Here is a 24,858-nt window from a genome sequence, read left to right on the forward strand (position 1 = left end):
AGGCGCTGTGGTGGCCTACGGCCTGCGCTTTATCCCCGCATACGAGAGCCACCCTTTCGTCACCTCGATCGGGTGGTTCGACTCTTTGATCCTCGACCGGCGGCCGCACCGAACAGTTATCGCGGGGCGACGCCCGAGACCACCGCGGACTCCGGCAGGCCGAGCGCCTGACGCACCTGACCGGTCAGGGAACTGGTCACCGGCACCTCGCCTGCGGCTGCGAGGTATTCGACGACGGTGCTGGCGGCGGCGACGCGTTTGTACGCGGTCGCGCGTTGCTGAAGGTGCTCGTCCAAGTTGGCGATGATGGGCCGGACCTCGGTGGGCCAGTGATGTTTGCGGAGTCCCTCGGAGAAGGCGACGGTGGCATCGGCCGCGCCGGCTGCGAGCTTCTTGTGCCGGGCCAGATTTGCCTCTGTCGGTTGGGGGGCGCCCATCCATCTGTCTCGGGCGGCGTTGGAAGCAGCGCTGAGCTTCGCGTACGTCTCACCGGCCTGCTTGATCGTCATGACCGGCCCGGCCGGGGCCGAACTGGCCGAAGCGGCACTTGCCGGTGGCGACGCCTGGACATTCTCGGAGGCGCATCCGGTCAGACCTGTCAGGGACAAACTGATAGCGGCAGCGATGACAACACGGTTGCGCTTCACGAAATGGTCGGCCTCTCGTTGGTCAGAACTCGCCGGCCATCATCGGCAGGAAGTTGCTCCAGAGGAGGAAAAGGCGGTGTCCAGATGGAGATCGCAGCCGCAGACGGGTCCGATCAGCGTGCCGGAGCCGGGCGTTGAGGAGCTAACCCAGCCTGATGATGCACTGCGCCGATCTTGCGTCACTTGACGTACTGATCTGCCGCCGAGCGTGCGCGGTGGCAGGCGACGGCCTTAACGCCGTGTGACGCAGGCCAGGGTAGGCCTAACGCGCGGTCGTGCCGAGTTGATCGCACTTGATCATGCCGAATAGGCGTCCGCACTGGGACATGCGAGTCGAGGTATCCCGAAAGGGGAGCGGGATCCTTAAGAGGGCATCTGATCCTCTAAGGGGATAGTTCGCGTTCGCGCACGTCATCGGCCGTGATCGCTCGTTGGGTCAGCATGGGGATGGAGCGGCTTCCATATCGTACGGATCTTTCGGATGCCCGGTGGGCGTTGATCGAGCCCGTTCTGGTGCGGTGGCGTGAGGCTCGGCGGGGTCTGGGGATCCGGCCGCCGGTGCATGATCTGCGAGAGATCGTCAATGCGATCTTGTACGTGGCACGGACCGGCATGGCGTGGGAGTATCTGCCGCACGACTTCCCGCCGGCGAAGACGGTCTACGACTATTACGCCAAGTGGGAGAGAGACGGCACCACGGCTCGCATCCACGATCTTCTGCGGTCGCGGGTGCGTGAGGCGCTGGGCCGTGACCCCGAGCCGAGCGCCGCTGTGCTGGATGCTCAGAGTGTCAAAACCTCCTGCAACGTAAAGGAATCCGAGCAGGGCATCGATGCCGCGAAGAAGATCAAAGGACGGAAACGGCACATCGCCACCGACACCCTCGGACTTCTGCTCGCGGTAGTGGTCACGGCGGCGTCGGTGTCTGACTCCGCCGCCGGCAAGGGCCTGTTGAGCACGCTGGCCGCTGAGCATCCGACGGTGAGCAAGGTCTGGGTTGATGGCGGCTACCAGAACTCGGTGCTGCGTCACGGTGCGGGCCTAGGCATCAACGTTGAGGTAGTGCCACGCCGGACAGAGAAGGGCTTTCGCGTCCTTCCGCGCCGATGGGTAGTCGAGCGGACGTTCGGGTGGCTGATGCAGCACCGGCGCCTGGTCCGCGACTACGAGTCGCTGCCGCAGCGTTCCGCGGCAATGGTCCAGTGGGCGATGTCTAACACAATCATGCTCAGGCTGACCGAAGAATCCACCCAAACCTGGCATGGGTTATGACCGCATTGCTGGCTAATCGGACAGGCTGGGATCAGATGCCCTCTTAGAGGATCAGATGCCCTCTTACGTCGGCCTAGTCCACTTGTCATCGCCCCAAAGCTGAGCAACCGGCATCCGCGTGGGCCAGTGGGCCTGAATACGGGGTAGAAGTGGAAGTAGATGAGCAAGAAGGCCGGAAGGGCTGACCGGCACGTCAGATCTCGGCGGGTGCATTTTCACCTCGGCTCAACAGCGGAGCTAGCAGTTGGGCACCGGCCAGACTGCCCGCGAGCAGGGCCCTCTCGGGTACGCCCTGAGCCGCGAACGCCGCCCGCAACTTGGCGACCAGCGTGGAGAACTCCAGCGCCCGGTGCGGGGCACAGATCTCGTCGGCCGTGGCATCCGGCACGCTCCAGCCGAGCAGGGCGGCCCGGGCATCACCGGCTAGGCCCGTGCGGGCGCCGGCGGCCAGCGAGTACGGGGAGATCTCGTCGATGCCGACGAGCACCGCGGCATGATCCTCCCGGGTACGGCACTGGAACCTGTCCAGAGTCGAGACGGTCTGTAGGTTCTGCAGCGGCAGCGGCGTGCTGACCTGCGGCTGTGCGTGAAACCAGGCCAGGTCGAACGGACGGCCTGAGGCCGAGAAGTCGGCGGCGTCACGGGTTGCTCGCAGCAGGTCGGCCTGGAACGGCTCGGCGAATCGGCGGACCGGGTCGCTGAACTCGTCCAGGAGCCGGGCGGCCCGGGCCGGAGCGGGCGCGTGGCTGCGCCCGCGCCGGATGAACAATCCCTGTTCGGTCACGTGGATCGCCAGCATCCCGATCAGCGAGCCCAGCGCGGCACCGGTCTCGGGAAGGTCGATGCCGGTGCCGGCCGGTATCCGGGCGGCGTCGCGCCGGCCGACGTGGGCGGCCGCCCGGTAGCCGAGCAGATCCGCTTCGAACTCCTGCTGCTCGCTCAGCGGGCACGCGGACAGGTCGTCGGCAGGCGGGGAGTCGCTGGTGGCGGGACGGTGGTCGAGCACGTGGTGGGCGATCTCGTGACCCAGCACGAACGTCACGGCCTGGGCGGTGAGCCATACACCGAGCGGCTCGGCCGATGACGTCAGGCGGTGACTCAGCTTGGCCGCGAGTGCGTGGATCCGCTGGTTGACCAGGTAGTACCGCAGCAGGCCGCCGAGCAGAGCCGGGTCGGCTCCCAACCGCTGGTGATTGCGGACCGACCGAGCCACCCGCCACAGGTCGCGCAGGCGGCCGCCCGAATAGAGGCCGGTCAGGCCCTCGGCCGCGCAGCCGGCGTAGAGGTGGCAAAGGGTGAACGTCGCGTCGGAGAAGTAGACGAGCGCGGAGCCGTCGGCCAACTGCCGCAGGCGAGCCGCCACACTCTCCTGTTTAAGGGTGACCACGAAGACCCGCGCGAGCCGCTCGGGTCGGTCGGTCAGGTCGGCCATGGCGGCCATCACCTCGGCGATCAGCTCCGCCATCAGCCCGTCGACCGGGTTGGCGTGCCGGGCGCTCCACTCGCTCTGCCGCCAGCCGCGGGTGTTCTCGTCGAGCTGGGCGAGGTCGTCGGCCGCGTCCAGCTCGGTCAGCCGCTGGATCATTTCCTCCAGCTGGTCCTCACGGTCGCTCCTGATCCTGGTGGCCAGGATCTCGGCCATGGACTTGGCGCCCGGGCCGGTACTCATCTGGGCTGAGGCGCGTTGCGGCAGAACTCGCCGAGGCCGACCCGGGCGATCAGTACGGCGACCAGACCGATCGCCGGCAGCGACGCGTCATCGAGCAGCCGCAGCGTCTCGGCCACGGTGATCGCGTCGACGAGCCGGTCCGAGCCGGTCGTGCCGAGCAACGGCTGGATCCGCTCGTCGTGGCAGACCTTGCGCTGCAGCTCCCGGTGCTTGTTACTAAACCACTCCTTGCCGAAGCGCCGGTGGCTCTCGTCGCCCTCCGGTGACAGGCCGACGCCCTCACCGAGGAGCTCGGCGCCCAGCAGGGCGTACAGCTCGTCGTCGGTCTTGGTCCAGTACTGCTCTACCGTCATCGGTCGCCTCTCGGGGGGGGGGGGGGGGGGGGGGGGGGATCGTCACTACAATGCTGTCGCACCGCCGATGGGCGGCGTCAGGGAGCGGAACCGCAGGATCTCGTGGGAATGACCTTCGCGTTGACCTCGCGCGGACCGGACGCCCAGTTCTGGATGTAAGGCGACACGCCGTCCAGGCTGGCCAGCAGTGAAATGGCCGTCGCGCCGGTCAGGGCGACGTCGGTCCGGGCGGCCAGGCTAGCCTCGACGATTGTCGACGCGGCGGCGTCGGCCACGGCGGCGCTCGCCGACTCGACGCGAACCGGGCCGGACACGCTCCGGAAGGCGGCAGCCGCGGCCTCGTACAGATTGCCCTTGTACTAGGCGATCGTCTTCTCGGCCTGGGCGACGTGCTCTCCAGCAGGCCGACGAAGAGTCCTGCGGCCTCGGCCGAGGCGAATTCAGTGATCGGTGGCAGCTCCTGAAGCTTGGCCGCCAGATCCTGGCCCACACCGGGGACCATCGCCGTCCAGGCTGGGGTCCAGACGCGGACCGGCCAGTCGAGCGCCACGAAGGCGCGCTGTTCCTCGGCGGACGTCGAGGCGTCGACCGGGCTTTTGAGCAAGGACCGATTCTGCGACCGGTGCTTGTCCGACAGCGATTCCTTCAGCCCGGCCGTCAGGACGTTCAGAAGTACCAAGGCCGACTCGGGCCGGCGGGGTGCGAGTGGTGGTGTGAGTGGGCAGTTGGTCGGTTGAGCGTTTCGCTTTCTGAAGAACGACACGTCTGCCTCCTAGGTCCAGCGCCGGGGATCGTACGCACCCGATCCATCGTGGAACTGTCGGATTGCTGACGCTCATGGCGATCTAGACCGGGACGTGGGAGGACCCGACTCGGTGGCACGGCAAGAGCAACCATTCGAGGGAGGCGGCGGTCAATGATCGACACGCGCCGACATCAGCCCGCTCTGGCACCCCACGTCGCGCTAGCGGTCATGCCGCGGCAATCAGTGCAGGTCGAGCCGCTGCTGGTTGGCGAGATCGTGGTCGATCAGGCGTACGACCGGGATCGGTATCGCGCCATCCGGTTCGGGCCCTGCGCATCCGGGACCTCGCCCCCGACGACGCGGAAAGGTGGCGGCCGTAGGCGCTCGAGGACTGGTTGGGGCGGCCGCACCATCGGGTGACGCGTCCTGGCAACTTCTGTCTCGTTGAGCAGTTCGGAGTGGATCATAGGTCGCGAGAGTGGGGGGTTCGGTGTCGGATCGCAAGCCGCACCGGGATCCTCCCGTGCTGGTCATCGTGGGAGAGACCCCCGCGCGGGCCGCGGCCGCGTTGGAGCAATACGTCGGGCGCACGGTTGCCGATCGGGCATCGATCGATCTCGGCGGTGTCGTGTGTCGTTTCGAGCGGTGGGAACGCAGCCGCTTCGTCCGGCTGTCGGCCGGTCCGCGGCACGGCCTGCGGACAAGTGTGGCGAGCCTGGTGGCCTTCTTCCGCCGCGATCGGGGGGACAACGCGGGACGTTATCTGCTCATCCTCGACGATCTTGACGCCGCGTTCCGCGAATGGGGTGAGGAGGGGACCAACAAACTCCTGGGCGGGCTGAGCGAGTTCTGGGTCAGCACCGTCGTAGTCACCACGGACCCCCGGCACCTCGTGCCCATCCGGAAGAAGCCTCTGAACTTCGCCGAAATCATCGCGGTCGACGCGGCCGGCGAAACCGTGCGCGGTCCGTTGTGGCAAGTCCTGCAGGAACGCCGCACTCCGTATGTCACCCGATTGCGGACGGCATACCGGGAAGCCTTGCCGCCCCTTCGTCCTCTCGGAGCGGCCGCACCGGTCCACGACGAAACGACAGCGAATGAAGCAGTCGGGGACGCCAGCCGACGATTCGCCAACGTACTGGTGCAGGACATGGAGACGCGGGAAACGATTAGAGGAGCTCTGCGACCGAACCAATACGTCGACGTACTCCTCAACATCGGTCCTCTACACCCGGACAGCGTGGTCGCCAACAGTGAAAACGCCCCATTCCCGGCCGACCGCCTTCCGCCCACTCCCACTGGATGGTGGCTGGATGCGGTCCTGACGGCGCCGGGACATCAGCCCATCAGGACGCGGGCATTCTTCCTTCCCCGGACCGGCCCCAGCTGGTGGTGCAGCTGCAACAAGGGTGGTCTGCACTACTGCACCGAGGCAAACCGCACCAAATGGGTGGAATGGGCGGTCGATGTGGACCGGTCCCTGGAGGCCGCCATGTGGCAGCTGGCCATTTACATCGGTCCCACCCTGCTCCAACTTTTTCTAGTCGAACTAGCGCCTGGCAAGCCCGCCAGTGCCTCGGTGAGCTGGACCCTAGACCGGGACTTCGGTGATCCGGGCAGCTTCGCCCACCGTAGTCTCAGCCTGGTGCCGACGTCCCATGCCGGCGTGCCAGGGCTGCAGATCAAAGGATCGCAGCGTGCCCGTGTACTGGATTTTTCGGACAGCCAGGCGGCGACTGCCGCCGAGCATCTTCGAACGTTACTGTTCGACGCCCAGCTCTCGGCGGCCGACGGCGAGCTGCGATGCCGATACGACGCCAACGCCGCGAAAGATTTCGATGACTTTCTCGTCGATTTAGCCGACCTGGCGTACGCGGGAAGCGAGCTGCTGGCCGCCCTTCTTCCGGACTCCCGTGATTGCGCAGAGATGGTCACCGGCCTCCGCGACGACGGTCAGGCCACCGGCGAGGTGCAGGTGATCCAGGTCGTCAAGACGCCCGGGCAGCGGATGTCGGTGCCGTGGCAGCTCGTCTACGACATCCCCGGTGAGGGTGACCCGAGCGGCTGGAAGGTGTGCCGCAGCGCCCGGGAATTTGGTCCGGGCTCGGCCTGGGCAGGTTTGGTTCCGGTCCAGTGCCCTCACGAAGATGATCACGAGGGCAACCCAGGCACCTTGTGCCCTTTCGGATTCTGGGGGCTCTCCCACCTCTTGGAGGTGCCGCCGTCCAGTTCCGTGCGCGAGCTGGCGATCACCACCGGCGACGAACGGCCTCCTGCACTGGTCGTCGCCGTTAATCCGGCATTGGCAAACGCGACCTGGGACAGTCATATCCGCGCGCTCGCCGACCTGACAGAGAGGCCGCAACTTCCCACCGAGGCTGAGGAAGGATCCTGGCGCACGACGGTAGCCGCGGGAGCCGACGTCTTGTACTTCTATTGCCACGGCCGACGCATCGATCGCCCGGGAAGTAGATCGTTCCGACCGACGCTCGACCTGGGACCACGGTCCCGGCTGACACCCCAGGACGTGACCAATTGGCCGCGGCTCTCGCCGCCACTGCTCTGGGAGACGCGGCGCCCCCTCGTCGTGCTGAACGCCTGCAGCAGCGGCGAGGTCATGCCCGACACGCTGACCGAATTCGCCACCGCCTTCGTGGCCGCCGCGGGCGCGTCCGGCGTCATCGCCACCGAGATCGCCATGGAGTCCACGCTCGCCTGCCACGCCATGGAGCGCTTCTTCGTGGCGTTGTGGTCAGGCCTGGGTGTCAGCGCCGCCCTGCGACAAATGCGCTGGGAAATGCTCGCGCGCGGCAACCTGATGGGCCTGGCCTACACGCCTTACTGCGACGCGAATCTGCACCTCCCCGTCGTCAACACCGGACACTAGGGAACCGACATGGCATACAGCGACACGGTCATGAGCACGGGAGCCGTCTGTTTCGGCGTCGTCACCGGATACATCACCTACCGTACGCTGGCCCGGACAACGGCATCCGCGCGCGTCTCCGACCTCGCCAGCGTGCTGGGGGCCGTTGGCGGAGGCTTAGTCACCACGCTGCTGCCGCAGGAATCGGACGCCTTTGGCTGGTATGCGATCGGACTGGCCATCGGCATGTTGACCTACTTCGTCGTCTCCCTAATCGTGCGCGGCAAGCCGGCGACGGCCGAAGTACTAGGCGGACCCGACGACGTGCGGCCTCGCTCCCGTTAGCAGCCGTGCCGCCAGCCCCTGGTGCGGGCAAGCCACGGCTGCCATGGGGCCGGTCAGCCGTCTCCATGAGGTGGCTCTACCTGGAACGGCGCGGATGGAGTCCGCGCCGCCTCAGCATCACATTCGCCCGTCATTTCGTGCGCCGTTGACTGTTGTCAGTCGTTGGCCTCCGGGTGCGCCTGCCGTCGAGTTGGGCGGGTCACCGCGCCTGGCGCAGTGACCCATCCGAAGTTCTGCCGGTGTGACGCAATTGTCGTGCCGTCGGGGGAGTGCAGGTCGGTGCGGAGCGGTTAGGCTATGAGCAGTTCGAGGTCGACGATCTGCCCTAATGGGGTATTGGTTTGTGTCGATCCCGACACACACCAAATTCCCATACCGAGGTCAGAGGCCTGCAGAGGCTTCGACTCGGTCTACGATCCCAACCCCCATGCGCTGGTTTCGGGCGAAGTCGGCCGAGCGAGCGGAAGTCGGTCTTGAGTGGCAACCGTGAGAGTCGGCCACGCGGGTTCGCCTCCATGGGATCACAACTCCGGCCGATCCCATCCCGAGGGCCCGTCAGAACCGCTCAGAGCCACCGCCGTTTGCCCGCGCCTGCCGCACCCACCAGGATGGGTGGGTGCGTCGGTGGCTCATCGGGATCGGGATCTCCGGATTTCTTCTGCTCGTCTACTTCCTGACCCGGGAGGGGCGCAGCCACGCGGACCAGTGGATGAGCATCCTCGGTGGGCTGGCCGGGGTCGCCAGCACGGCGGTGCTGTTCGGACCACTCGTCCTGCAGGCGCTCGGTCGGCCGCAACGGCAGGGCCGGCGTGAGGTTCTGCGGCGGTGCGCGCTGCACCTGTCCAAGGGGGATTTGCCCCGGGTCCGCGACGTACGCCCCGCACAACTCGGAGTCAAGGCGGCTATCGGCTCCACCGGACCGGCCGCCCGGAACGCCCTGCCTTACCTCGGGCGCGAACGGGACCAAGAGCTGGACTGGCTGGTGGCCGGCGGCGGCGTGGTGCTGGTGCACGGCCGCGCCGCGGCGGGGAAGACCCGTACCGCTTGTGAGGCGATCCACCGCCTGCGGCCCGAGTACGGACTGCTGGTGCCGGAGTCGGGCCGGGCGCTGCGGGAGCTGGCCGACTCCGGGGAAGAACTGCGGAACGTGGTCGTCTGGCTCGACGACCTCGAGCGCTACCTGACGCCCCGAGGGCTCGACCGCGGCGTGCTGGAGCGGCTGTGCCCGCCGGGTCGTCCCGACATCGTCGTCCTCGCCACGATGCGGGGTGAGGAACTCGACCGGCTGCACCGGCGACCGGCCGGCCCAGACAGCACGCCGCACGCTGAGGAGTTCTGGACCGGTGTCGGGGTGCTCGAACGCATCCCGGAGGACCGTCGTGTCCGAATTGATCAATATCTGAGTCCGAATGAGCAGCAGGTCGCCCGGCGCAGCGACGACGACCGGATCGTGGCGGCGGCCAGCGCCGACGCCGGCTTCGCCGAGTATCTGGCCGCCGGCCCGCAGCTGATGCAGCGCTGGACGGCCGAGGGGAATCGACAGGCGGATCTGGGCCAGGCGCTGATCAGCGCCGCTGTGGACTGCCGCCGCGCCGGATGGTCTTCGCCGATTCCCGAAGACCTGCTGACCACGGTCTTCCGGCACTATCTGACGCCCGCCCTGCGGGAGCGTGGTGACCTACCGCCGGCTGCGACCGGATTGGCCTGGGCGAGTGAGCCACTTCTGGGCGCGAGCTCGTGCCTCTGGCCTCGGGTAGGCGACGGATACGAGGTCGCCGACTATCTCGTCGACCGCACCGACCACGGAGAGGGCCGGCTCGCCAAGGCGACGGTCCCGAAGGGCGTCTGGGACGCGCTGCTCGGGCGGGCCGGATCCGAGACCCGCTTCCTGATCGGCACCGCCGCGTACATCCGGGGCGAATACGACGTCGCCGAGGCGGCGATGCGGCCGCTGGCCGAGGCGGGGGATCCGCTCGCGATGTTCAACCTCGCGGTCCTGATCAGCCGCCGGACAGCCTGGCACGAGGCGCAGGACTGGTATCGGCGCGCCGCGGACGCCGGCCATATCGCCGCGATGGTGAACCTCGCGATGATGTTGCGAGAGTCCGGCGAGGACGTCGAGGCGGAGCAGTGGTACCGGCGGGCCGCGGAGCACGGGCACGCGGCGGCAATGACAAACCTCGGCGTGCTCCGCAAGATCAGCGGGGACCACGCCGGGGCGGCCTACTGGTACCGGCAGGCGGTGGCGGCCGGAGACACCGACGCGATGTACAACCTGGGCCTACTGATGGAGGAACGAGAGGAGCCGGAGCACGCATGTATTTGGTACCAGCAGGCCGCCGAGCAGGGGCATCTACTCGCCGCCGAACAGCTGCCCGAACTGGCTGAGACCGAAACCGAGGCCGGACCAGCCGAAACCGCGCCTAAGGCGATGATCTTCGACGATGACAGGGCGGTGGCACCGGCCCGCATCGACCCCGGGCCCGTCTGGCGGCTGTGCCGCAACCACCTGATCGCGAACCTCTGGTTCCCTCGCGCCGTATTGTCCGCCGTCCAGGAACAGACGGAGGAGCTAATTCGCCGGATGCCGCCGGTCGGGTCGGCGACATCATTCCGGGGCCTGGTAGTTGGTCATGTTGGCGCGGGTATCTGGCCATGGATGATCGCCACCATCGCGATGGCGCTGGACCAGGGCTACCGCCACATCATCGTGCTGACCGGCCCTCTCAACACACAGGCGCAGCAGATCCAGCGCCAGATCGGGCGGGCATTCGGCCCCCTGAGTGGATCGAGCTCGATCCGGATCTTCGTCGTGAAGAAGAACGCAGCGGTGCTGCGACGGCTGCTTGACAAGATCGACAGTGAGGACCTGGACGGACGGCCGTCTCTGGTCATCGACGACGTCAGTGACGAAGCGACCGTCTCGGCGATGCCCCGCCGGGACTGGGAGCGCACGGAACGGACTGAGACTTCGCTTGCGAGCATGCTTCATCGGCTGCTGACCCAGCAACTGCCCCAAGCTGCCTACATTGCATTCGGCAAAACCTTGTTCACGAACGCGCTGGTGGACCCTGCCCATCCAGCGGCACTGTTCCCACGGGACCTCGTGATGTGCCTTCCGCCGTCGCCCGGCTACATCGGGCCAGAGATCCTGCGGGACCTCGACCCGGAGTCGCTGGCGTCCGCCGACCCTGCGGTGATTGCGGAACGGCCGGCCCACGTCCGGCTCTTCGACGAGGACGACCTGGACGAGTCACTGCGCACAGCGCTCGACCTCTGGGTCCTCACCGGAGCAGTCCGGCGGCATCGCGAGCGATCGCGATCCGACCGGGTCCGGGACCACGTCCTGCTCGTGCACGGCCCACGTCGGACCGACGAACGGCGGCAGTTCGCGGAACGTATCGAGACGCTCTGGCGCGAGGAGAACGGCGACCAGGAACGGAGGTTGCGCCACCGGTACGAAACCGACATCCTCCCCGTCAGCCGGTCGATCGCTCCGGAACTGCCGATGCCGGACTTCGAAGACCTGCAGACCGATCTGGCCGATGTCCTGCGACGGATTGGTAAGCGGCCGGTGCAGGTGGACTTGGGCGCCAACCGCGAGTCGACGGCCCACGCGGCGGGATGGTCGGTCCTGGTGCTCTCTGGTGCAAGCCGGACCACCGTGTCAAACGCCACCGTGATCACGCACGCCTGGCACACCGCAGCCTCGCTCGACCGGCTGTCCCAGGCCGGACAATCGCTGGGCTTCCGCGCGGCCTACCGGGACTTGATCCGCTTCGTGACCACGCCGGCGCTACACCGGCCATTGCTGGCGGCCTTCCGCGCGGAGGTAGCCGCCCGCCACGAGCTCGCAATGTTCGGCCCGCTAGCGCCCCGCCAACTGCCGCCCGCCCTCGTCGCCCTACGCCCCGATGTCCGAATCCAACGCCCGGACCGGAACTTCAACGCGCTCCTGCTCGAACTGCGGCTACCAGGACGCACAATCATGCCGCTTAACTACCCGGTCGACGGCGCGGCGATCCGCCGAAATCTCCACGCCTGGGAACCGGTCCTATCGACCCCGCGAACATGGCACCACTTCCGCTCCGGAGACCGAGACGAACAGTTTCCCGCCCAGGTCTCGGTCGTCGACCATCAGACACTGATGTCTGTGCTGGGCGGACTCAACTGGGTGGCAGAGGACTACTTCCGACCCCACCTGACCTGGTTGCGGAGCCTAACCGGGCGGCAGCTCGCCCGATGGGTGATCATCTTTCCCGAGCATCCGCGCTCGGACAGCGGCTGGACGATCCTGGGCCACGGACCAATCACACTCTGGGCTCGCCGTCGCACCGAGGACGGCCAATTCTGGGTCATGTCCGACCCAATGCACCAGGCGGCCGCCCGCCGGATCGCCGGCCTCTCCTCACCCGTCGCCGACGAGGTCGCGGACCGGCTCAGCGGACCAGCCACCGGGTGCCTTCTGGTCTACGCCGTCGCAGAGAACCCCCCGGCCGAAGCCGCCGGCGGGCCCGCCGATGAGAAGGCCACCACCCTGGCCTTCCACATGGTCACCCCCATGAGCACCGCACCGGCCGACGGCGCGCTCAGCGCCTGGGGCGTCCGCTCACCCGGCGAACCCGCAGCGGTGACGATCGACGGTGCCTGACAGGTATCCGCAACCGGCAAGCGGGCGACTCGTGCGGGGGATCACCCGTTGCTGACCTCCGTCCTTCATTGAGCGCCGCTGCTTGAGCTGGCTCTTGATCGATGCGGCGGGCCTTGGCGTTGACTGTGGTCCGGGCAGGTGTTGTCGCCCAGCCGGAGGCCGGGTTTCTCCGTGGGGCCCTGGTCGTTGGTGCGGCGAAGACGTTGTCAGGTAACGGGTTCGGGTAGTTCGGCGAGTCGCTGGAAGCCGGTGATGAGGTCATTGGGCCAGGGCCAGCCGGCGGCGATGCGCATCGTGGCGGGGCTGAAGCCATGCTCGTCGACCGGCCCCAGGTGCAACAGCGTCAGGTTGATCGCGGCCATCGACCGAGGGCCGCTGTCTGGCCGCCGGAGCACCAGTGCCGGCAGCGCCGCGGCGACTAGCTAGCCCAGCTCGATGAACGTCGGCACGAGCCGGCATCCATCGTCGTCCTTGAGAGTTAATTCGTCGACAACAGGGGTGGCCTTGGCGAATAGCCGGTACAGCCAGGACACCTGCGCATCGGCTGGTAGTCCCAGGATCGCGACGCCTCGCACGACGGCAACAAACGGCCTCGGACTCATTCCAGCCACTGCCCAGCCTACGGTGCCGTTTGGCCGCCCTGCCTTGATCGAGTGCACTGACCTGCCGCCGATCGCGCGCTACGGCCGGCGGTGAGCCGCCACGGGCGTGACGCACGTCGAGGCGGCCCAACGCACGGTCGTGCCGACGAGCGGACACCGGATCAGAAGACCGCCAGGAGTAAGCCGCGCGCTTTTCTACATCATTCGTCTCTGAACTCTGCGTCAGTGAGCCCTCCGCTCTACCGTAGAGAGAGGCGGCGCTGTCCATCTGCCTGTAGGCCTAGAAGATGCTGGGTAGAGCGTGGCGAGCAGATGCACGCCGCCAAGCTTCAGCAGCGCACCGGGCAGGCTGGCCACATTCATGAGGAGGCCTGCGGCGAGTCCACCAGCGGAGTGACAAGCTGGACCGCGGCTGTCGTCGCACTCAGCACGTGGCTGCGTAGTTCCTCGGGCACCGTCTCACGGTCACGGTGGCTCGAGAGTCGGGGCGTCGGAGCGCGTCTCCCCGTCGACGAACGAAAATGTCGTACGGCTCGGTTGCGGTCGCCGTATGGTGTGGCACGACACGTACGACGCAGATCTCGGCCCGGCCGCGTATGCCAACGTAGTCCGCTCCGATCGCGACGCCGAGGGGTCTGCTGCACCGATAGGTGACATCTGAGATGGCTTGCCGTGCAGGCGGGCTGGAAGGATGTTGCTGTGCCCAAGCCCTACCCTCGTGCGTTCCGCGATGATGTTGTGCGGGTGACCCGTGACCGTGAGCCCGGCGTAACGGTCGAGCAGATCGCCAAGGACTTCGGGGTCCATCCGATGACGTTGTTCAAATGGCTGCGCCAGGCCGACATCGATGAAGGCGTCAAGCCCGGTGTCAGTGGCACGGAGTCGGCCGAGCTGCGTGAGGCGCGTAAGCGGATCAAGCTGCTGGAGCAGGAGAACGAAGTCCTGCGCCGGGCCGCGGCGTATCTGTCACAGGCCAATCTGCCGGGAAAAGGCTCTACCCGCTCGTGAACGAGCTGGCCGCGGACGGGATCCCCGTGGCGGTGACGTGCCGGGTGTTGAACATCGCTCGACAGCCCTACTACCGGTGGCTTGCCCGTCCGGTCACCGACGCCGAACTGGCCGAGGCGTATCGGGCGGACGCGTTGTTTGACGCCCACCGCGATGATCCGGAGTTCGGCTATCGGTTCCTGGCCGATGAGGCCCGCGCCGCCGGAGAGTCGATGGTCGAGCGCACCGCGTGGAAGATCTGCTCCGGCATGGGCTGGTGGAGCGCGTTCAGCCGCAAACAACGGCGGGGCAAAGGTGGTAGGCCGGGCCCGCCGGTCCACGACGATCTGGTCCGCCGCGACTTCAGCGCGGACGGCCCGAATCGGTTGTGGTTGGCCGACATCACCGAACACCGCACCGGTGAGGGCAAGCTCTACCTGTGCGCGATCAAGGACGTGTGGTCGAACCGGATCGTCGGCTACTCCATCGACTCGCGCATGAAATCGCGGCTGGCGGTCAACGCGCTGCACCACGCCGTCGCCCGGCGTGGTGAGGTGGCCGGCTGCGTGCTGCACACCGACCGCGGATCGCAATTTCGATCAAACAAGTTTGTCCGCGCTCTGAAACAGCACCACATGATCGGGTCGATGGGTCGAGTCGGCGCCGCCGGCGACAACGCCGCCATGGAATCGTTCTTCGGCCTGCTGCAGAACAACGTCCTCGACCGCCACACCTGGCCGACCCGGCAGCGGCTGAGGACCGCGATCGTGACCTGGATCGAACGGACCTACCACCGCCGCCGACGCCAACGATCCCTGTCCCGGTTGACCCCTATCGAGTACGAAACCATCATGACAGCACCGGCCAGTCAGGCCGCGTGACTGAACCTGTCACCTATCGGTGCAGCAGACCCGAGAACCTTGCAGGACTCTGGCTTCATCGGCTTGGATATACAGATGCGGCGCTCACCGCACCTGGTCACGACTACGGTATTGACGTCGTTTCGAAGGGTGCGGTGGCGCAGGTAAAGCGTTGGCGGACGAAGAACGTCGGAATCCGGGAAGTGCAGAGACTAGCGAGTTCCGCTGAGCCGGGGCAGACATGCTTGTTCTTCGCTTCCCGCGGCTATACGAAAGCTGCACAAGCTTGGGCCGGACACAGCGAGCAAAGAGTGAGCCTGTTCGTCATGCGGGACAACGGCACACTAATCGCGATAAATCGATGGGCCTACCAAGCGCTCTGCCGTGCCCCCAAGAAATGCTGGAGGCCTGGAGAAGTGCCGTCGACCCCACCCATGACGAGGTGGAACATATTCTTCCTAGCGGTAGCGCCGCTCCTGCTACTGGCCATGTCTTGGACATTGACGGCCGCTTGGTTGTCCAATGGAGACTACAGCCGGGGCGCGTTCATGGCCATCTTCTTCGCAGTGCTGCCGGTCGCGTTAATCCTAGGCATCGTGAAAGTCTCGTTCTCCGGGTTGCGTCGTGGATTAAGGGCACTGTATGAGGCGCTGACCACGAGGTCGGTTGCGCCAGTGAAGCGGGCACTGGAGATTTACGCCCCGAGCTTTGCTGGAGGGGCGGCTCCGGACCAGTTCGTCGGAATTCATCTAGATAACATGACCCGCCTCTTCAACTGGTGTGAGGACACCGCGATGAAAATGCGCATCGCAAGACGACGTAGATCGATCTTTAGCCTCCGACGTCGAACTCCGAGGGCCGCAGCCAGTTCGGAGGTTTTCTGGAATTGTTGAGCCCGCCACCATTCCGGGATCGAAGTCACTCACTCAGTGTAGAGTCACGCACAGCTCCACCCGTTGTCGTCGCCCGGCGCCCTCTTCTGGCCCGACAAGGCGGTCGGCAGCGCCAGAGGGGCAGGAGCTTGCCTTTGCCCCTCGATGCGGAGTTGGTACGGGCGTGAGAAGCGGAAACAACCGGTAGACGCTCGGGTGTGCCTGCCTTCGACGCCGTCCGCGGCTGACCCGCCAAAGCCGGGCCGTTCGACCTGCACGCCTTCGAGGACGAGTTCCGGCACGCGTTGCGTACCCTCGCCGCCACGGACCGGATACTGGAGGTCAACACCCGCATCCCGCTGGCCTCTGAGATCGTCCGCTGGTGGCGCGATGAAGGCGGCAAGGTGGTCACCTTCGGCAGCGATGCCCACGTCCCGGATGCCGTCGGCGCCGGCCTGTCGGCGGCTGTCGACATGGTCGAGGCACACGGTTTCCGGCCGGGCCGTCGTCCGTACGACCGGTGGACCGTTCCCGGGTGACCGTCACCCACGGCGGTTTACTCTTCATGCCGCCGAAACGCGCGAAGTCCTTGATCTTCTGCGGGGCGGCGCGTAGGTCGCTCGATCGGCGGTTGGCCACCGTCCACGAACTCGGCCGCCGACGGGTTGACGAGATCGGTTTATTTGCTTCATCGAATCGCCGCCGGCCCCCAGTTGACCCCGAATATCCGCGAGCTGATGCTGCTGTTGAGCAATCTTCCGGCGCCCAGACCAGCAGGCATGACCAGGCGCACCGTCGCTGAGCGCCTTAAGAGCTGACCCCCTGGACAGGGCGGCCGTCCTCGAGGTAGCGCACCTGTTTTGTCTTCCAGGCGGCGCGTACCCGACGTCGGACTGGTCCGCTGAGCAGAGGCAGCGCTGTGTCGATCGGCAGGATCCGGCTTTCGGCGATCTCGATCGGTTGGATGACCACCGTGTCCAGGACGGCGTCGGCGAAGACGCCGCAGTCGAACAGGAACCGCATACCGCCCGGACGGTCGGGTCGTGGGTGCAGGAAGTCCACGCAGACAAGCCGCCCGGTGGTGACGTCGAGGCCGCACTCCTCCTTGGTTTCGCGGCGACACGCTTCCCAGGGTGATTCGCCGATTTCGACGATCCCACCTGGGATCGTCCAGCCGCCCTTGTACGTCGGCTTCAGGATGAGCAGTCGGCCCTTGCGGCCACGTACCAGAGCTCCGGCGGAGGCCGGGATGGTCGGGAGTGTGAACGTCAGCTCGGGTAGCTCACCGGCGGTGACGTCGCTCATGGAGAGCATGCTAGAGCTGGCTCGACTGATCGGCCGGCTCCTCGATCGTTCTCGGGCCGAGGAGCCAGAAACTCGGTTACGGAAGGACGCGGCATGGCTGGTCGGCCCATTCGGTGGGACGGGCGCCCAGGGACAGTCGGATGTCGAGCCGGTTGTTCTGTTCGTTCTCCTCCGCGATCTCGTGCTGGGGGTCGACTGTCGCGACCAGATGGTGGATTCGGCCGTAGTCGCTCGGCCGGAGGTCGGCCTGCATGCCGGTGGCCGCGGTCCCGTCGCTGATTCCAGAGTTGCCCCCGCCTTTCAGACCGGTGTCGCTGCTCAGGCTGAACGGCACCAGATGTTGATACGGCGCCGTACCCTTGTCCAGGACCGCGATGAAGACTGTGAGACCGTCGGCGCCACTCAATGAACCTCTGCGTACCACTGAGCAGCGCAGGTTCGCCGCGGACAGGTACAGATCAGGCCCGGGTTTCGGCGGAACGGACGGGCTCGCCGGGATGCCCACGGCGGTCAGCGCCACCCTCGAGGCTGGCCCGTCGAGGTTCTGGTGGATGACGAGCGTGGCCTTACCGCTGAGAGCACCCTCGTACGCAAGCTTGATCGTGCAGTTCTGACCCGTTCCGAGAGTCCGGCCGGCGCAGCCGTCATCGCGCCGGAAGCCTTTCGCCGCACCACCGGTGATCTCGACTGCGCCGATCCGCAGGCTCCGGCTGCCGGGGTTGCTCACGACGACTGGCGGGCAAGATTCGGCGGTGCACGCCACCTGTCGAGGTGTCACTTGAATACAGAGTGAGCCTTCGCAGTTGGGCCCGATTGTGCCTTTGGACGTCGTTGGCACCGGCGTCGCCGAGGTTGGGGTCGCGCGCGGCCCGGCGGTGCCGATGATTTCCGGCCCGCCGGCTTCCTCCACCGCCTTGGCTCCGCCGAAAGTGAGCAGCACCGCGAGGATGGTGATCCCAACGGCAGCCGTCGCTCGTACGTTCACGAACGGCCCGTTGACGGTCAGCAGGGCCGCCACGACGATGCCTACAAAGGCCCCGATCAGACGCGTTCTCGGCGAGCCGTCGAAGACGGCGGTGAGCACGATGCCGCAGACCCCGGCGAGGATCTCCACTACCAGGGTGGTCGTCAGCGATCGCACGTCGTTGGCCGCCGGCGCTTCCGCGGCGCCGCGGGGTACGGGCGGAGAACCGCTCGCGACCCGCGTGTTCCGATCGTCATGCCATGAAGTACGCATGGATGGCCTTCTCTGCCGCCGCCTTGCCGTACTCGCCGATCCGCTCGACGAACTTGTCCCCGAACTGGTCGAGCCACGCCTTGCTATCCGACCAACCGAGGTCACCGCTGATGTCGCGGTCGAACTCGACGAAAAACAACCGAATCTTCTCGTTGTAAACGGCCAGATATTGGCCCCGGGGCGCCGGCTGCCCAACCTTGCCGCCTAGGATGGTCCATGCAAAAGTGGCCTGCCCGAACCATTCGAGGTCGATACCGAACTCACGTTCGGCGTAGTGGAGCCAGAAGCCTCCTTTGCCGTTGGCCAGAGCGATCGTCTCACCGAAGGTAATCGGCCCGGTCCGGGCGCCGTTACGGGTGAAGAACCAGCGCGCCTCTCGCTTGGCGGACTCGGAGGACGCGTCCTCGGTCCAGCCCAGGTTGATTCCCCACGTCTGGTGCCCGTACTGCAGAAACTTGCGCGGCCTACTGTTCTTCAGGGTGTAGCTGCGCTCCGGGTGATCCTCGAAACGGGACTTCCCGAAAACCTGGCCGGGCTCGCCGGCGCCGATGCTCCACTGCTTGTACTTTTCGGCGAGCTGGGCGACCTGGTCGAGGCTGTCGGTCATAGCGAAACTCCTAGTGATTGGTCAGGCGGAGCGAGGACGTCCGGGCCGGTCAGGACGAGGATGTCGCCGGGTCCCGGGGCGGTCGAGGGTGTAGTGCTGAACCTGATCATTCGGCTCGCCTGGTCCCAGGGTGGTGGTGCGCCGGGCGTATGGACGTGGCGCGGTGGCGGGCATGACCAGAAATACGCAGTTCCGAGGCCGTGTTCCGTGCGATGAATGGCAACTTCCGATCATCGACCGGTCCGTGGACCGCGGTTACCGTCGGAAGATGGCCCCGCACTGCCGGGCGCGGACGAGGCCGCTCGTCGTCGGTGGTCTGGTCGACGTGGCAGGTGAACCAGTGCAGGGTTTGTACGCCGTCGGCGAGGGCGAGGGCCTCGCCGAGAAGGCCGAGGTCCAGGACCACAGGGTCACGGTCCACAACCCACGACCAGCTTCAAAAAAACTTCCGTACGGGTCACCAAGCCAAAGGCTGTCGTTGCCCTCCAGCTTGGCCGTGGTGATTGAGGTGCCGATGACAGCAGCCATCACGATCACGCCCGCACGGCAATGGAGGTGGATGCGAGACGAGCCTGGTGCTCGTGTACGTCGGCGCAGAGCGGCCCTGTACCGCCCGGCCGCGGCCCGTACAGGTCGATGGTATGTACGCCGGCCGTGGCGGACCTCGGCACGACCATGGTCATGAACACCTCGGACCGGTCGGCGTCCAACCGGCCGGCGTATCCGACGATCTGCTGCGTCGTTGGTACGCCGTCGAACCACAGCTGCGCCGGCCCGCACAACCGGCGATCGCGGAAGCCGACCACCGGCACCCGTTCCCCGGGAGCGGCGGTCCGCGGAGCGATTACTCGCCACATGGTATGGGCGGCCGGGGCGGGAACGGCGACCGGCGCGGCGACCGGGATCGTGCGACCGCCGTCCATGTGTACGACCAACAGGACGAGACCGGCCGCGACAAGCGCTAGCGCCGGTTCGACGAGCCGTCGTACGAGCCGCGGCCGGCGATCGTCGCCGTACGCGATCTCGTGGGTCGTAGTGTCGGTCATGGACAACACCTCCGTGGATGTGCCCGGTCGGTGACTACCTCCGGTGCCGGGCGACTGGCAAGATGGATTGCTGCAGGCCCCATGGCATGTGTCCGACGTGGTGTCCGGCAATGTTCCCGGACAGTCGACGGACGGCCGATCGCGACTCCGAAAGGGGGTCGGAGAGGGTGGTAGACGGGCACGCCGATCCGGTACGGACGTTCTCCGATCGCCTGCGCCGCCTTCAGGCCGAGTCCGGCGGGCCCTCGGTGCGCGACCTGGTCCGGCTCACCGCGAAGATCGGTGCGCCGTACACCCGAGGGACGATCCACGACAAGCTCGCGGGACGATCGGTGGCGTCCTGGGAGTTCACCGAAGCCTTCGTACGGGCATGCGCGCTGCACACCGGCGTCGTCACCGATCCCGACCTCGGCCCGTGGCGGGAGTGGCACGCTGAGATGGCCCGGGACATCGCCGTCCAGCGCGCGGGCCGCCGCCGGACGGTCAAGCCGGACGTCTGCCCGTACCGCGGCCTGGAGTCGTTCAAGGCCGAGCACGCGGCGTGGTTTCACGGACGCGGCGTGGCCGTACGCGAAATTGTCGACGGATTGGCCGAGCACCGCCGCGGCCTGGTGCTGCTCGGTCCCTCTGGCGCCGGCAAGTCCTCGGTGGTTCAGGCCGGCGTGCTCCCGGCGCTGGCCGAGGGGAGAGTGCCGGGCAGCGACGACTGGACGATCGTTTTCGCGCGCCCGGGCAAGGATCTGTACGACGCGCTCGACGGCAGGTCGATCGTGGACGCGGTGGCCGGCCATCGCGCCGCCGGGTCGCGGTTGCTGCTGGTCGTCGACCAGTTCGAGGAGCTGCTGACGCCCGGGGACGGCGACAATCGCGGCGCGCTGGACGAGTTGACGGCGGCGGTGGGCGTACCCGGGATGTCCTTAGTCTTGATCTTGCGCGACGACTTCTATCCGCAAATGGCCGCTGAAGCGCCCGCGTTGCTGGCGGCGCTGCTGCCCGGCTTGATCAACGTGTCGACCACGCTGAGCGGCCAGGACTTGCGCGAGATCATCACGAAGCCGGCCACCGCGGTCGGCCTGGAGTGCCAGGACGGGCTGCCCGAGCGGATCATCGCGGACGTGCTGGCGGCCGACCGGCGCGCCACGGTCACCGTGCTGCCGCTGCTCGAACTGGCCTTGGAGCAACTGTGGCAGCGGCGGCAGGACGGGATGCTGACGCACGAGGCGTACCAGCGGATCGGCGGCATCGCGGGCGCGTTGACCACCTGGTGCGACACCGCGGTCGAGCAGTTGGCCGGCGAGCGGCAGGCGACGGCGCGCCGGATCTTGACCGCGCTGGTGCGCCCGGCCGACGACGAGCGCGGCATCCCGGCCGTGCGGCAGCAGGTGCCGATCACGGCGCTGCGGCGGCTGGCCGGGGGCGACGAGGCGGACGAGGTCCTGGCGGCGCTGACCGATCAACGGATTGTGACCACGCGTACGGTCGGCGACGTCCCGGTGGCCGAACTCGTGCACGAGGCGCTGATCCGCGACTGGGTGAGCCTGCGTGAATGGGTGCGGCAGGATCACCGCTTCCACGACTGGCTTCGGCGCGCCGACGAGCAGCACGCCCGCTGGTCCATGCAGCACGACGCCGGCGATCTTCTGCACGGCACCGACCTGTCCGAAGGCGTCGACTGGGCAACGCGGCGGCGCCTGCCCGAGAACGTGGACGAGTTCCTCACCGCGAGCAGGAACGATCAAAGAGCCGGAATCAGACGTACGCGTGCCCTGATCGCCATTCTTGCCACGTTTCTCGTGGTCGCGTTGGCGGCGGCGGGTCTGGCGTGGGCGCAACGGCAGAGCGCTGTGTCGGCGGAGAGGGCGGCCCAGTCGCGGCAGTTGGCCGCGCAGTCAGCCACGCTGAACAACACCAACCCCGATCTGGCCGCCTTGCTGGCGGTGCAGGCGTACCGCACGAGTCCGACCGACGAGGCGACCGAGAGCGTCTTCGCGGTGTCGGCGTCGCCGCTGCGGTACCGCCTGGACGACGGGCTGGTCGCGGAGCAGACGACATCGTTCAGCCCGGACGGGCGGTTACTGGTAACCGCCGGAGACGACGCAAAAATCCGGCTGTGGACCATGCCGGGTGGGCGGCTCAGCACCGTTCTGGACGATCACGTGGGTGCGGTCCGGTCCGCCGAGTTCAGCGCGGACGGGCGAACCCTGGCGACCGGCGGTAACGACGGGGTGGTCCGATTGTGGGACGTGGCCTCGGCGCGGCTGCTCGCCGCGATGCCGGGGCACACGGACGCGATCGCCACGGTGATGTTCAGCCGGGACGGCGGGACCCTCGTCTCGCGGTCACTGGACAAGACCATCGGGCTGTGGGACGTGCCAGGACGACACCGCCGAGCCGTCCTGCCGGCACCCGACGAGCTCGGCAATTACGCCTATGCGACCGCGATCAGCCCGGACGGGCGAGTCCTCGCGGTCTCCGGGAGCGACGGCCAGGTGCGCCTCCACGACGTGTTGCGCGGTACAAGGCTGCGGATCCTCGACGGCCGGCACGCCGGCGGCACGAGAACGGTGGCGTTCAGCCCGGACGGCCGCATCCTGGCCACGGCCGGTGAGGAAGGCGCGGTGTGGATCTCCGATGTGTTCACCGGACGCCGGTTGGCCACCATCGTCGCCCACACCGGTGGCGCGCGAGCGGTGAGCTTCAGCCCGGACGGGCGCACGCTCGCCACCGGTGGAGACGATCGGACGGTGCGGTTGTGGCGCCTCGTGGACCACAAGAACGTAGTTACCATTGCCGGGCACGGCGCCGAGGTCAATGAGGTGGTCTTCAGTCGCGACGGTCGTACCGTGATCACCCGCACCCAAGAGGGGATTGTCCGGCTCTGGGAGGTGGCGACCGGTCAACTGCAGGTGGCCATTCCGGGCAACGCGGTGTCTGAGTTCGCCGTCACCCGCGACGGCCGCACACTGGCCACGGCCGGGACCAACGGGACACGCCTGTGGGACCTCGCGGCCGGGCGGTCACGGCCGTCGCTGAGCGAGGGCGGCCCGAACGTGGCCGATGTGACCTTCAGCCCGAACAGGCGCACCCTGGCCTCGTCGAACTGGTCCGGCCACATCCAGATGTGGGACGTCGCCTCCGCGCGGCCGGGTCGTGGGTTCACCGCGTTCGACGGCGGTACCCCGTGGCTCGGCTTCAGCCCGGATGGGCGCACGCTGCTTACGGCCAGCGTCGAACACGGCGTACGGCTGTGGGAGGCCGCCACCGGACGGCTGCAGCGCTCGATCGACGGCGGGGTCTCGGCCACCGCACTCGCCCGAGACGGCCGTACGTTGGCGACGGGTGGTGACGACGGCAAGATCCGGATCTGGGACGTGACCACCGGCGGACGGCTCGGCGAACTGGCCAAGCACACGCAGACGGTGGAATCGCTGGAGTTCAGCCCGGACGGTCGACTCCTGGCCAGCAGCAGTCTGGACCACACAGTGATCTTGTGGGATGTCCGCCGCCGGGCGGCCGTTGCGTCCCTGGTGGGCCACACCGGCGAGGTCTACGCGATCGCGTTCAGCCCGGATGGTCACACGTTGGCGACCGGGAGCTGGGATGGGGTACGGCTCTGGGAGGTGGCGACCCGTCGGCAGCTCAGGTTGCTCACCGGGCACACCCAGCAGGTGGTCTCCCTGGCGTTCAGCCCGGACGGGCGGACGCTGGCCAGCGGCAGTTACGACCGAACGACCCGGCTCTGGGACGTCGCGACCGGGCTCAACCGGGCGACGCTGGTCGGCCACTCCAACACAGTGACCGGCCTGGAGTTCAGCCCGGACGGGCGGCTGCTCGTCACCGGCAGCTGGGACGGGACCGTACGGCTGTGGGACCTGTCGCTGCCGACCGTCGATCAGGCGATCGCCAAGATTTGCCGGGCGGTGCATCGCGACCTGAGCCCGGACGAGCGCGCCCTCTACCTGCGCACCCGCCAAACGGGGTCGCCGGTCTGCGATTGAAGTGCCAAGAGCCGTACGTGTCGGGGTGAAACCGCCTCTGTCGGGATCGCCCAGGTTCAGATCCGCACCGCCCCCGATGCGCTCCGAAAGGGTCAACGAACAGGACGACGTCGCCGGGCTGGAGCGCACGCAATCTCGGCCGTCAGATGCTCTACGACGATGATTCAGCGCCTGCTTCGCGACCGAATACGCCCGCCTTCTAGAGATCTAAATGGCCCGAACGGAAAGGATTTCGGGGTTGACCGATGCACGTTCGATATTCATCCCATGCTCTTGACGTACCGACGCAATGCCTCATGAAGCGATGTCATTTTCAGACAATCAGCCTACCGGCGCATGAACCAGTTCTGCCCCGGTCTTCGCGATGCGCTCTTCGCGTGCGAAGGTTGCTAGGTATCGTCGAAGAACCAGGATTTTCGGTAATGCAGAACATGAACAGGGTTCGCCGTCGATTCGGGACGTTATTCCGTGGGCTACGTGCCAGCGCACTGATTTGCCGCTGACAAGGCGACCACGCGTTGGTCGCTGCGCGCCGAAGTAGTTAGGGCGCTGGATTCCGGGGGGCGTTCAACGTTTAGCGTTGCGCGGCGCGGGAGTTGGCGAGTACGCCACTAGCGATCTTGACCGGCGAGACCACGGCGGATCGGGCTCCGGTGGGTTCTGACCGGTTACGCGACAGCGCTGTCCGAGCTGGCTGCGACGGTGCAGCACTCGCCGAATTTCAAGCTGCGCGACGAATCGCGAAGGTCAGATCTGCAGCAGCAAGGGCGGCCGGGCTGAGGAGGTATGCGGCGCC

The 24,858-nt window shown here is 67.1% G+C and carries 18 protein-coding genes; 9 read left to right on the plus strand and 9 right to left on the minus strand.

The genetic code is table 11. The annotated features are described in order from the left end of the window. Positions 1–116: 116 nt before the first annotated feature. Positions 117–647, minus strand: coding sequence for a hypothetical protein (locus ACQP2Y_RS12630; RefSeq protein ID WP_433727524.1), 531 nt, complete (start codon positions 645–647; stop codon positions 117–119). Between the two features lie 447 nt (positions 648–1,094). Here ACQP2Y_RS12630 and ACQP2Y_RS12635 point away from each other — a divergent pair, with 447 nt between their 5' ends. After that, positions 1,095–1,919: an IS5 family transposase gene (locus ACQP2Y_RS12635; RefSeq protein WP_433731919.1), complete on the plus strand. Its 825-nt coding sequence runs from the start codon at positions 1,095–1,097 to the stop codon at positions 1,917–1,919. 193 nt (positions 1,920–2,112) lie between these two features. Here ACQP2Y_RS12635 and ACQP2Y_RS12640 read toward each other — a convergent pair whose 3' ends face one another. From ACQP2Y_RS12640 to ACQP2Y_RS12650, 3 genes are all read right to left on the minus strand, one after another. After that, positions 2,113–3,588, minus strand: a complete 1,476-nt coding sequence (locus ACQP2Y_RS12640) for a hypothetical protein (RefSeq protein ID WP_433727526.1) — start codon at positions 3,586–3,588, stop codon at positions 2,113–2,115. Continuing rightward, the gene (locus ACQP2Y_RS12645) at positions 3,585–3,941 is read right to left on the minus strand and encodes a hypothetical protein (RefSeq protein WP_433727528.1); all 357 of its coding nucleotides are present in this window, start codon (positions 3,939–3,941) and stop codon (positions 3,585–3,587) included. Before ACQP2Y_RS12645 ends, ACQP2Y_RS12640 begins: the two co-directional genes overlap by 4 nt. 77 nt (positions 3,942–4,018) lie before the next feature. Beyond that, positions 4,019–4,255: a hypothetical protein gene (locus tag ACQP2Y_RS12650; RefSeq protein WP_433727530.1), complete on the minus strand. Its 237-nt coding sequence runs from the start codon at positions 4,253–4,255 to the stop codon at positions 4,019–4,021. A gap of 954 nt (positions 4,256–5,209) precedes the next feature. Between ACQP2Y_RS12650 and ACQP2Y_RS12655 the strand changes: the two genes are divergently transcribed. The 3 genes from ACQP2Y_RS12655 to ACQP2Y_RS12665 all read left to right on the plus strand — a co-directional run bounded on the left by ACQP2Y_RS12655 (position 5,210) and on the right by ACQP2Y_RS12665 (position 12,548). Then, complete coding sequence (locus ACQP2Y_RS12655; RefSeq protein ID WP_433727532.1) at positions 5,210–7,573, plus strand: CHAT domain-containing protein; 2,364 nt, start codon at positions 5,210–5,212, stop codon at positions 7,571–7,573. A 9-nt stretch (positions 7,574–7,582) separates the two neighbouring features. Further along, positions 7,583–7,897, plus strand: a complete 315-nt coding sequence (locus ACQP2Y_RS12660) for a hypothetical protein (RefSeq protein ID WP_433727534.1) — start codon at positions 7,583–7,585, stop codon at positions 7,895–7,897. Positions 7,898–8,513: 616 nt separating this feature from the next. Then, positions 8,514–12,548 carry a Z1 domain-containing protein gene (locus ACQP2Y_RS12665; protein WP_433727536.1) on the plus strand — a complete coding sequence of 1,345 codons (4,035 nt, stop codon included), beginning with the start codon at positions 8,514–8,516 and terminating at the stop codon, positions 12,546–12,548. Between the two features lie 206 nt (positions 12,549–12,754). On the opposite strand, the gene ACQP2Y_RS12670 is transcribed toward ACQP2Y_RS12665, so the two are convergent. Further along, positions 12,755–12,910: a hypothetical protein gene (locus ACQP2Y_RS12670; protein ID WP_433727538.1), complete on the minus strand. Its 156-nt coding sequence runs from the start codon at positions 12,908–12,910 to the stop codon at positions 12,755–12,757. A 939-nt stretch (positions 12,911–13,849) separates the two neighbouring features. On the opposite strand from ACQP2Y_RS12670, the gene ACQP2Y_RS12675 reads away from it, so the two are divergent. The 4 genes from ACQP2Y_RS12675 (at position 13,850) to ACQP2Y_RS12690 (ending at position 16,671) form a co-directional block, all read left to right on the plus strand. After that, positions 13,850–15,018, plus strand: a protein-coding gene (locus ACQP2Y_RS12675; RefSeq protein ID WP_433731921.1) for an IS3 family transposase whose coding sequence is annotated in 2 segments (ribosomal slippage) — positions 13,850–14,134 and positions 14,137–15,018 — 1,167 coding nt in all. Because the reading frame shifts where the segments join, the coding sequence is not laid out codon by codon here. Further along, positions 15,015–15,890: a restriction endonuclease gene (locus ACQP2Y_RS12680; protein ID WP_433727540.1), complete on the plus strand. Its 876-nt coding sequence runs from the start codon at positions 15,015–15,017 to the stop codon at positions 15,888–15,890. The genes ACQP2Y_RS12675 and ACQP2Y_RS12680 overlap by 4 nt, the downstream gene beginning before the upstream one ends. Positions 15,891–16,174: 284 nt before the next feature. Then, on the plus strand, positions 16,175–16,408 hold the full coding sequence (locus ACQP2Y_RS12685) for a hypothetical protein (protein WP_433727542.1): 234 nt from the start codon (positions 16,175–16,177) through the stop codon (positions 16,406–16,408). Beyond that, positions 16,405–16,671, plus strand: a complete 267-nt coding sequence (locus tag ACQP2Y_RS12690) for a hypothetical protein (RefSeq protein ID WP_433727544.1) — start codon at positions 16,405–16,407, stop codon at positions 16,669–16,671. The genes ACQP2Y_RS12685 and ACQP2Y_RS12690 overlap by 4 nt, the downstream gene beginning before the upstream one ends. Positions 16,672–16,676: 5 nt before the next feature. Here ACQP2Y_RS12690 and ACQP2Y_RS12695 read toward each other — a convergent pair whose 3' ends face one another. From ACQP2Y_RS12695 to ACQP2Y_RS12710, 4 genes are all read right to left on the minus strand, one after another. Beyond that, a complete protein-coding gene (locus ACQP2Y_RS12695) occupies positions 16,677–17,174 on the minus strand; it encodes an NUDIX domain-containing protein (RefSeq protein ID WP_433727546.1) in 498 nt (165 codons plus the stop codon). Between the two features lie 76 nt (positions 17,175–17,250). Further along, a complete protein-coding gene (locus ACQP2Y_RS12700) occupies positions 17,251–18,411 on the minus strand; it encodes a hypothetical protein (RefSeq protein WP_433727548.1) in 1,161 nt (386 codons plus the stop codon). Then, positions 18,392–19,018 (minus strand): hypothetical protein, encoded by a 627-nt coding sequence (locus tag ACQP2Y_RS12705; RefSeq protein ID WP_433727550.1) that lies wholly within the window; start codon positions 19,016–19,018, stop codon positions 18,392–18,394. Before ACQP2Y_RS12705 ends, ACQP2Y_RS12700 begins: the two co-directional genes overlap by 20 nt. 533 nt (positions 19,019–19,551) lie before the next feature. Further along, on the minus strand, positions 19,552–20,064 hold the full coding sequence (locus ACQP2Y_RS12710; RefSeq protein ID WP_433727552.1) for a hypothetical protein: 513 nt from the start codon (positions 20,062–20,064) through the stop codon (positions 19,552–19,554). Between the two features lie 167 nt (positions 20,065–20,231). Between ACQP2Y_RS12710 and ACQP2Y_RS12715 the strand changes: the two genes are divergently transcribed. After that, a complete protein-coding gene (locus ACQP2Y_RS12715; protein WP_433727554.1) occupies positions 20,232–24,062 on the plus strand; it encodes a WD40 repeat domain-containing protein in 3,831 nt (1,276 codons plus the stop codon). Positions 24,063–24,858: the final 796 nt, after the last annotated feature.

The organism is Actinoplanes sp. CA-051413, assembly GCF_050955795.1.
Classification (GTDB): domain Bacteria; phylum Actinomycetota; class Actinomycetes; order Mycobacteriales; family Micromonosporaceae; genus Actinoplanes.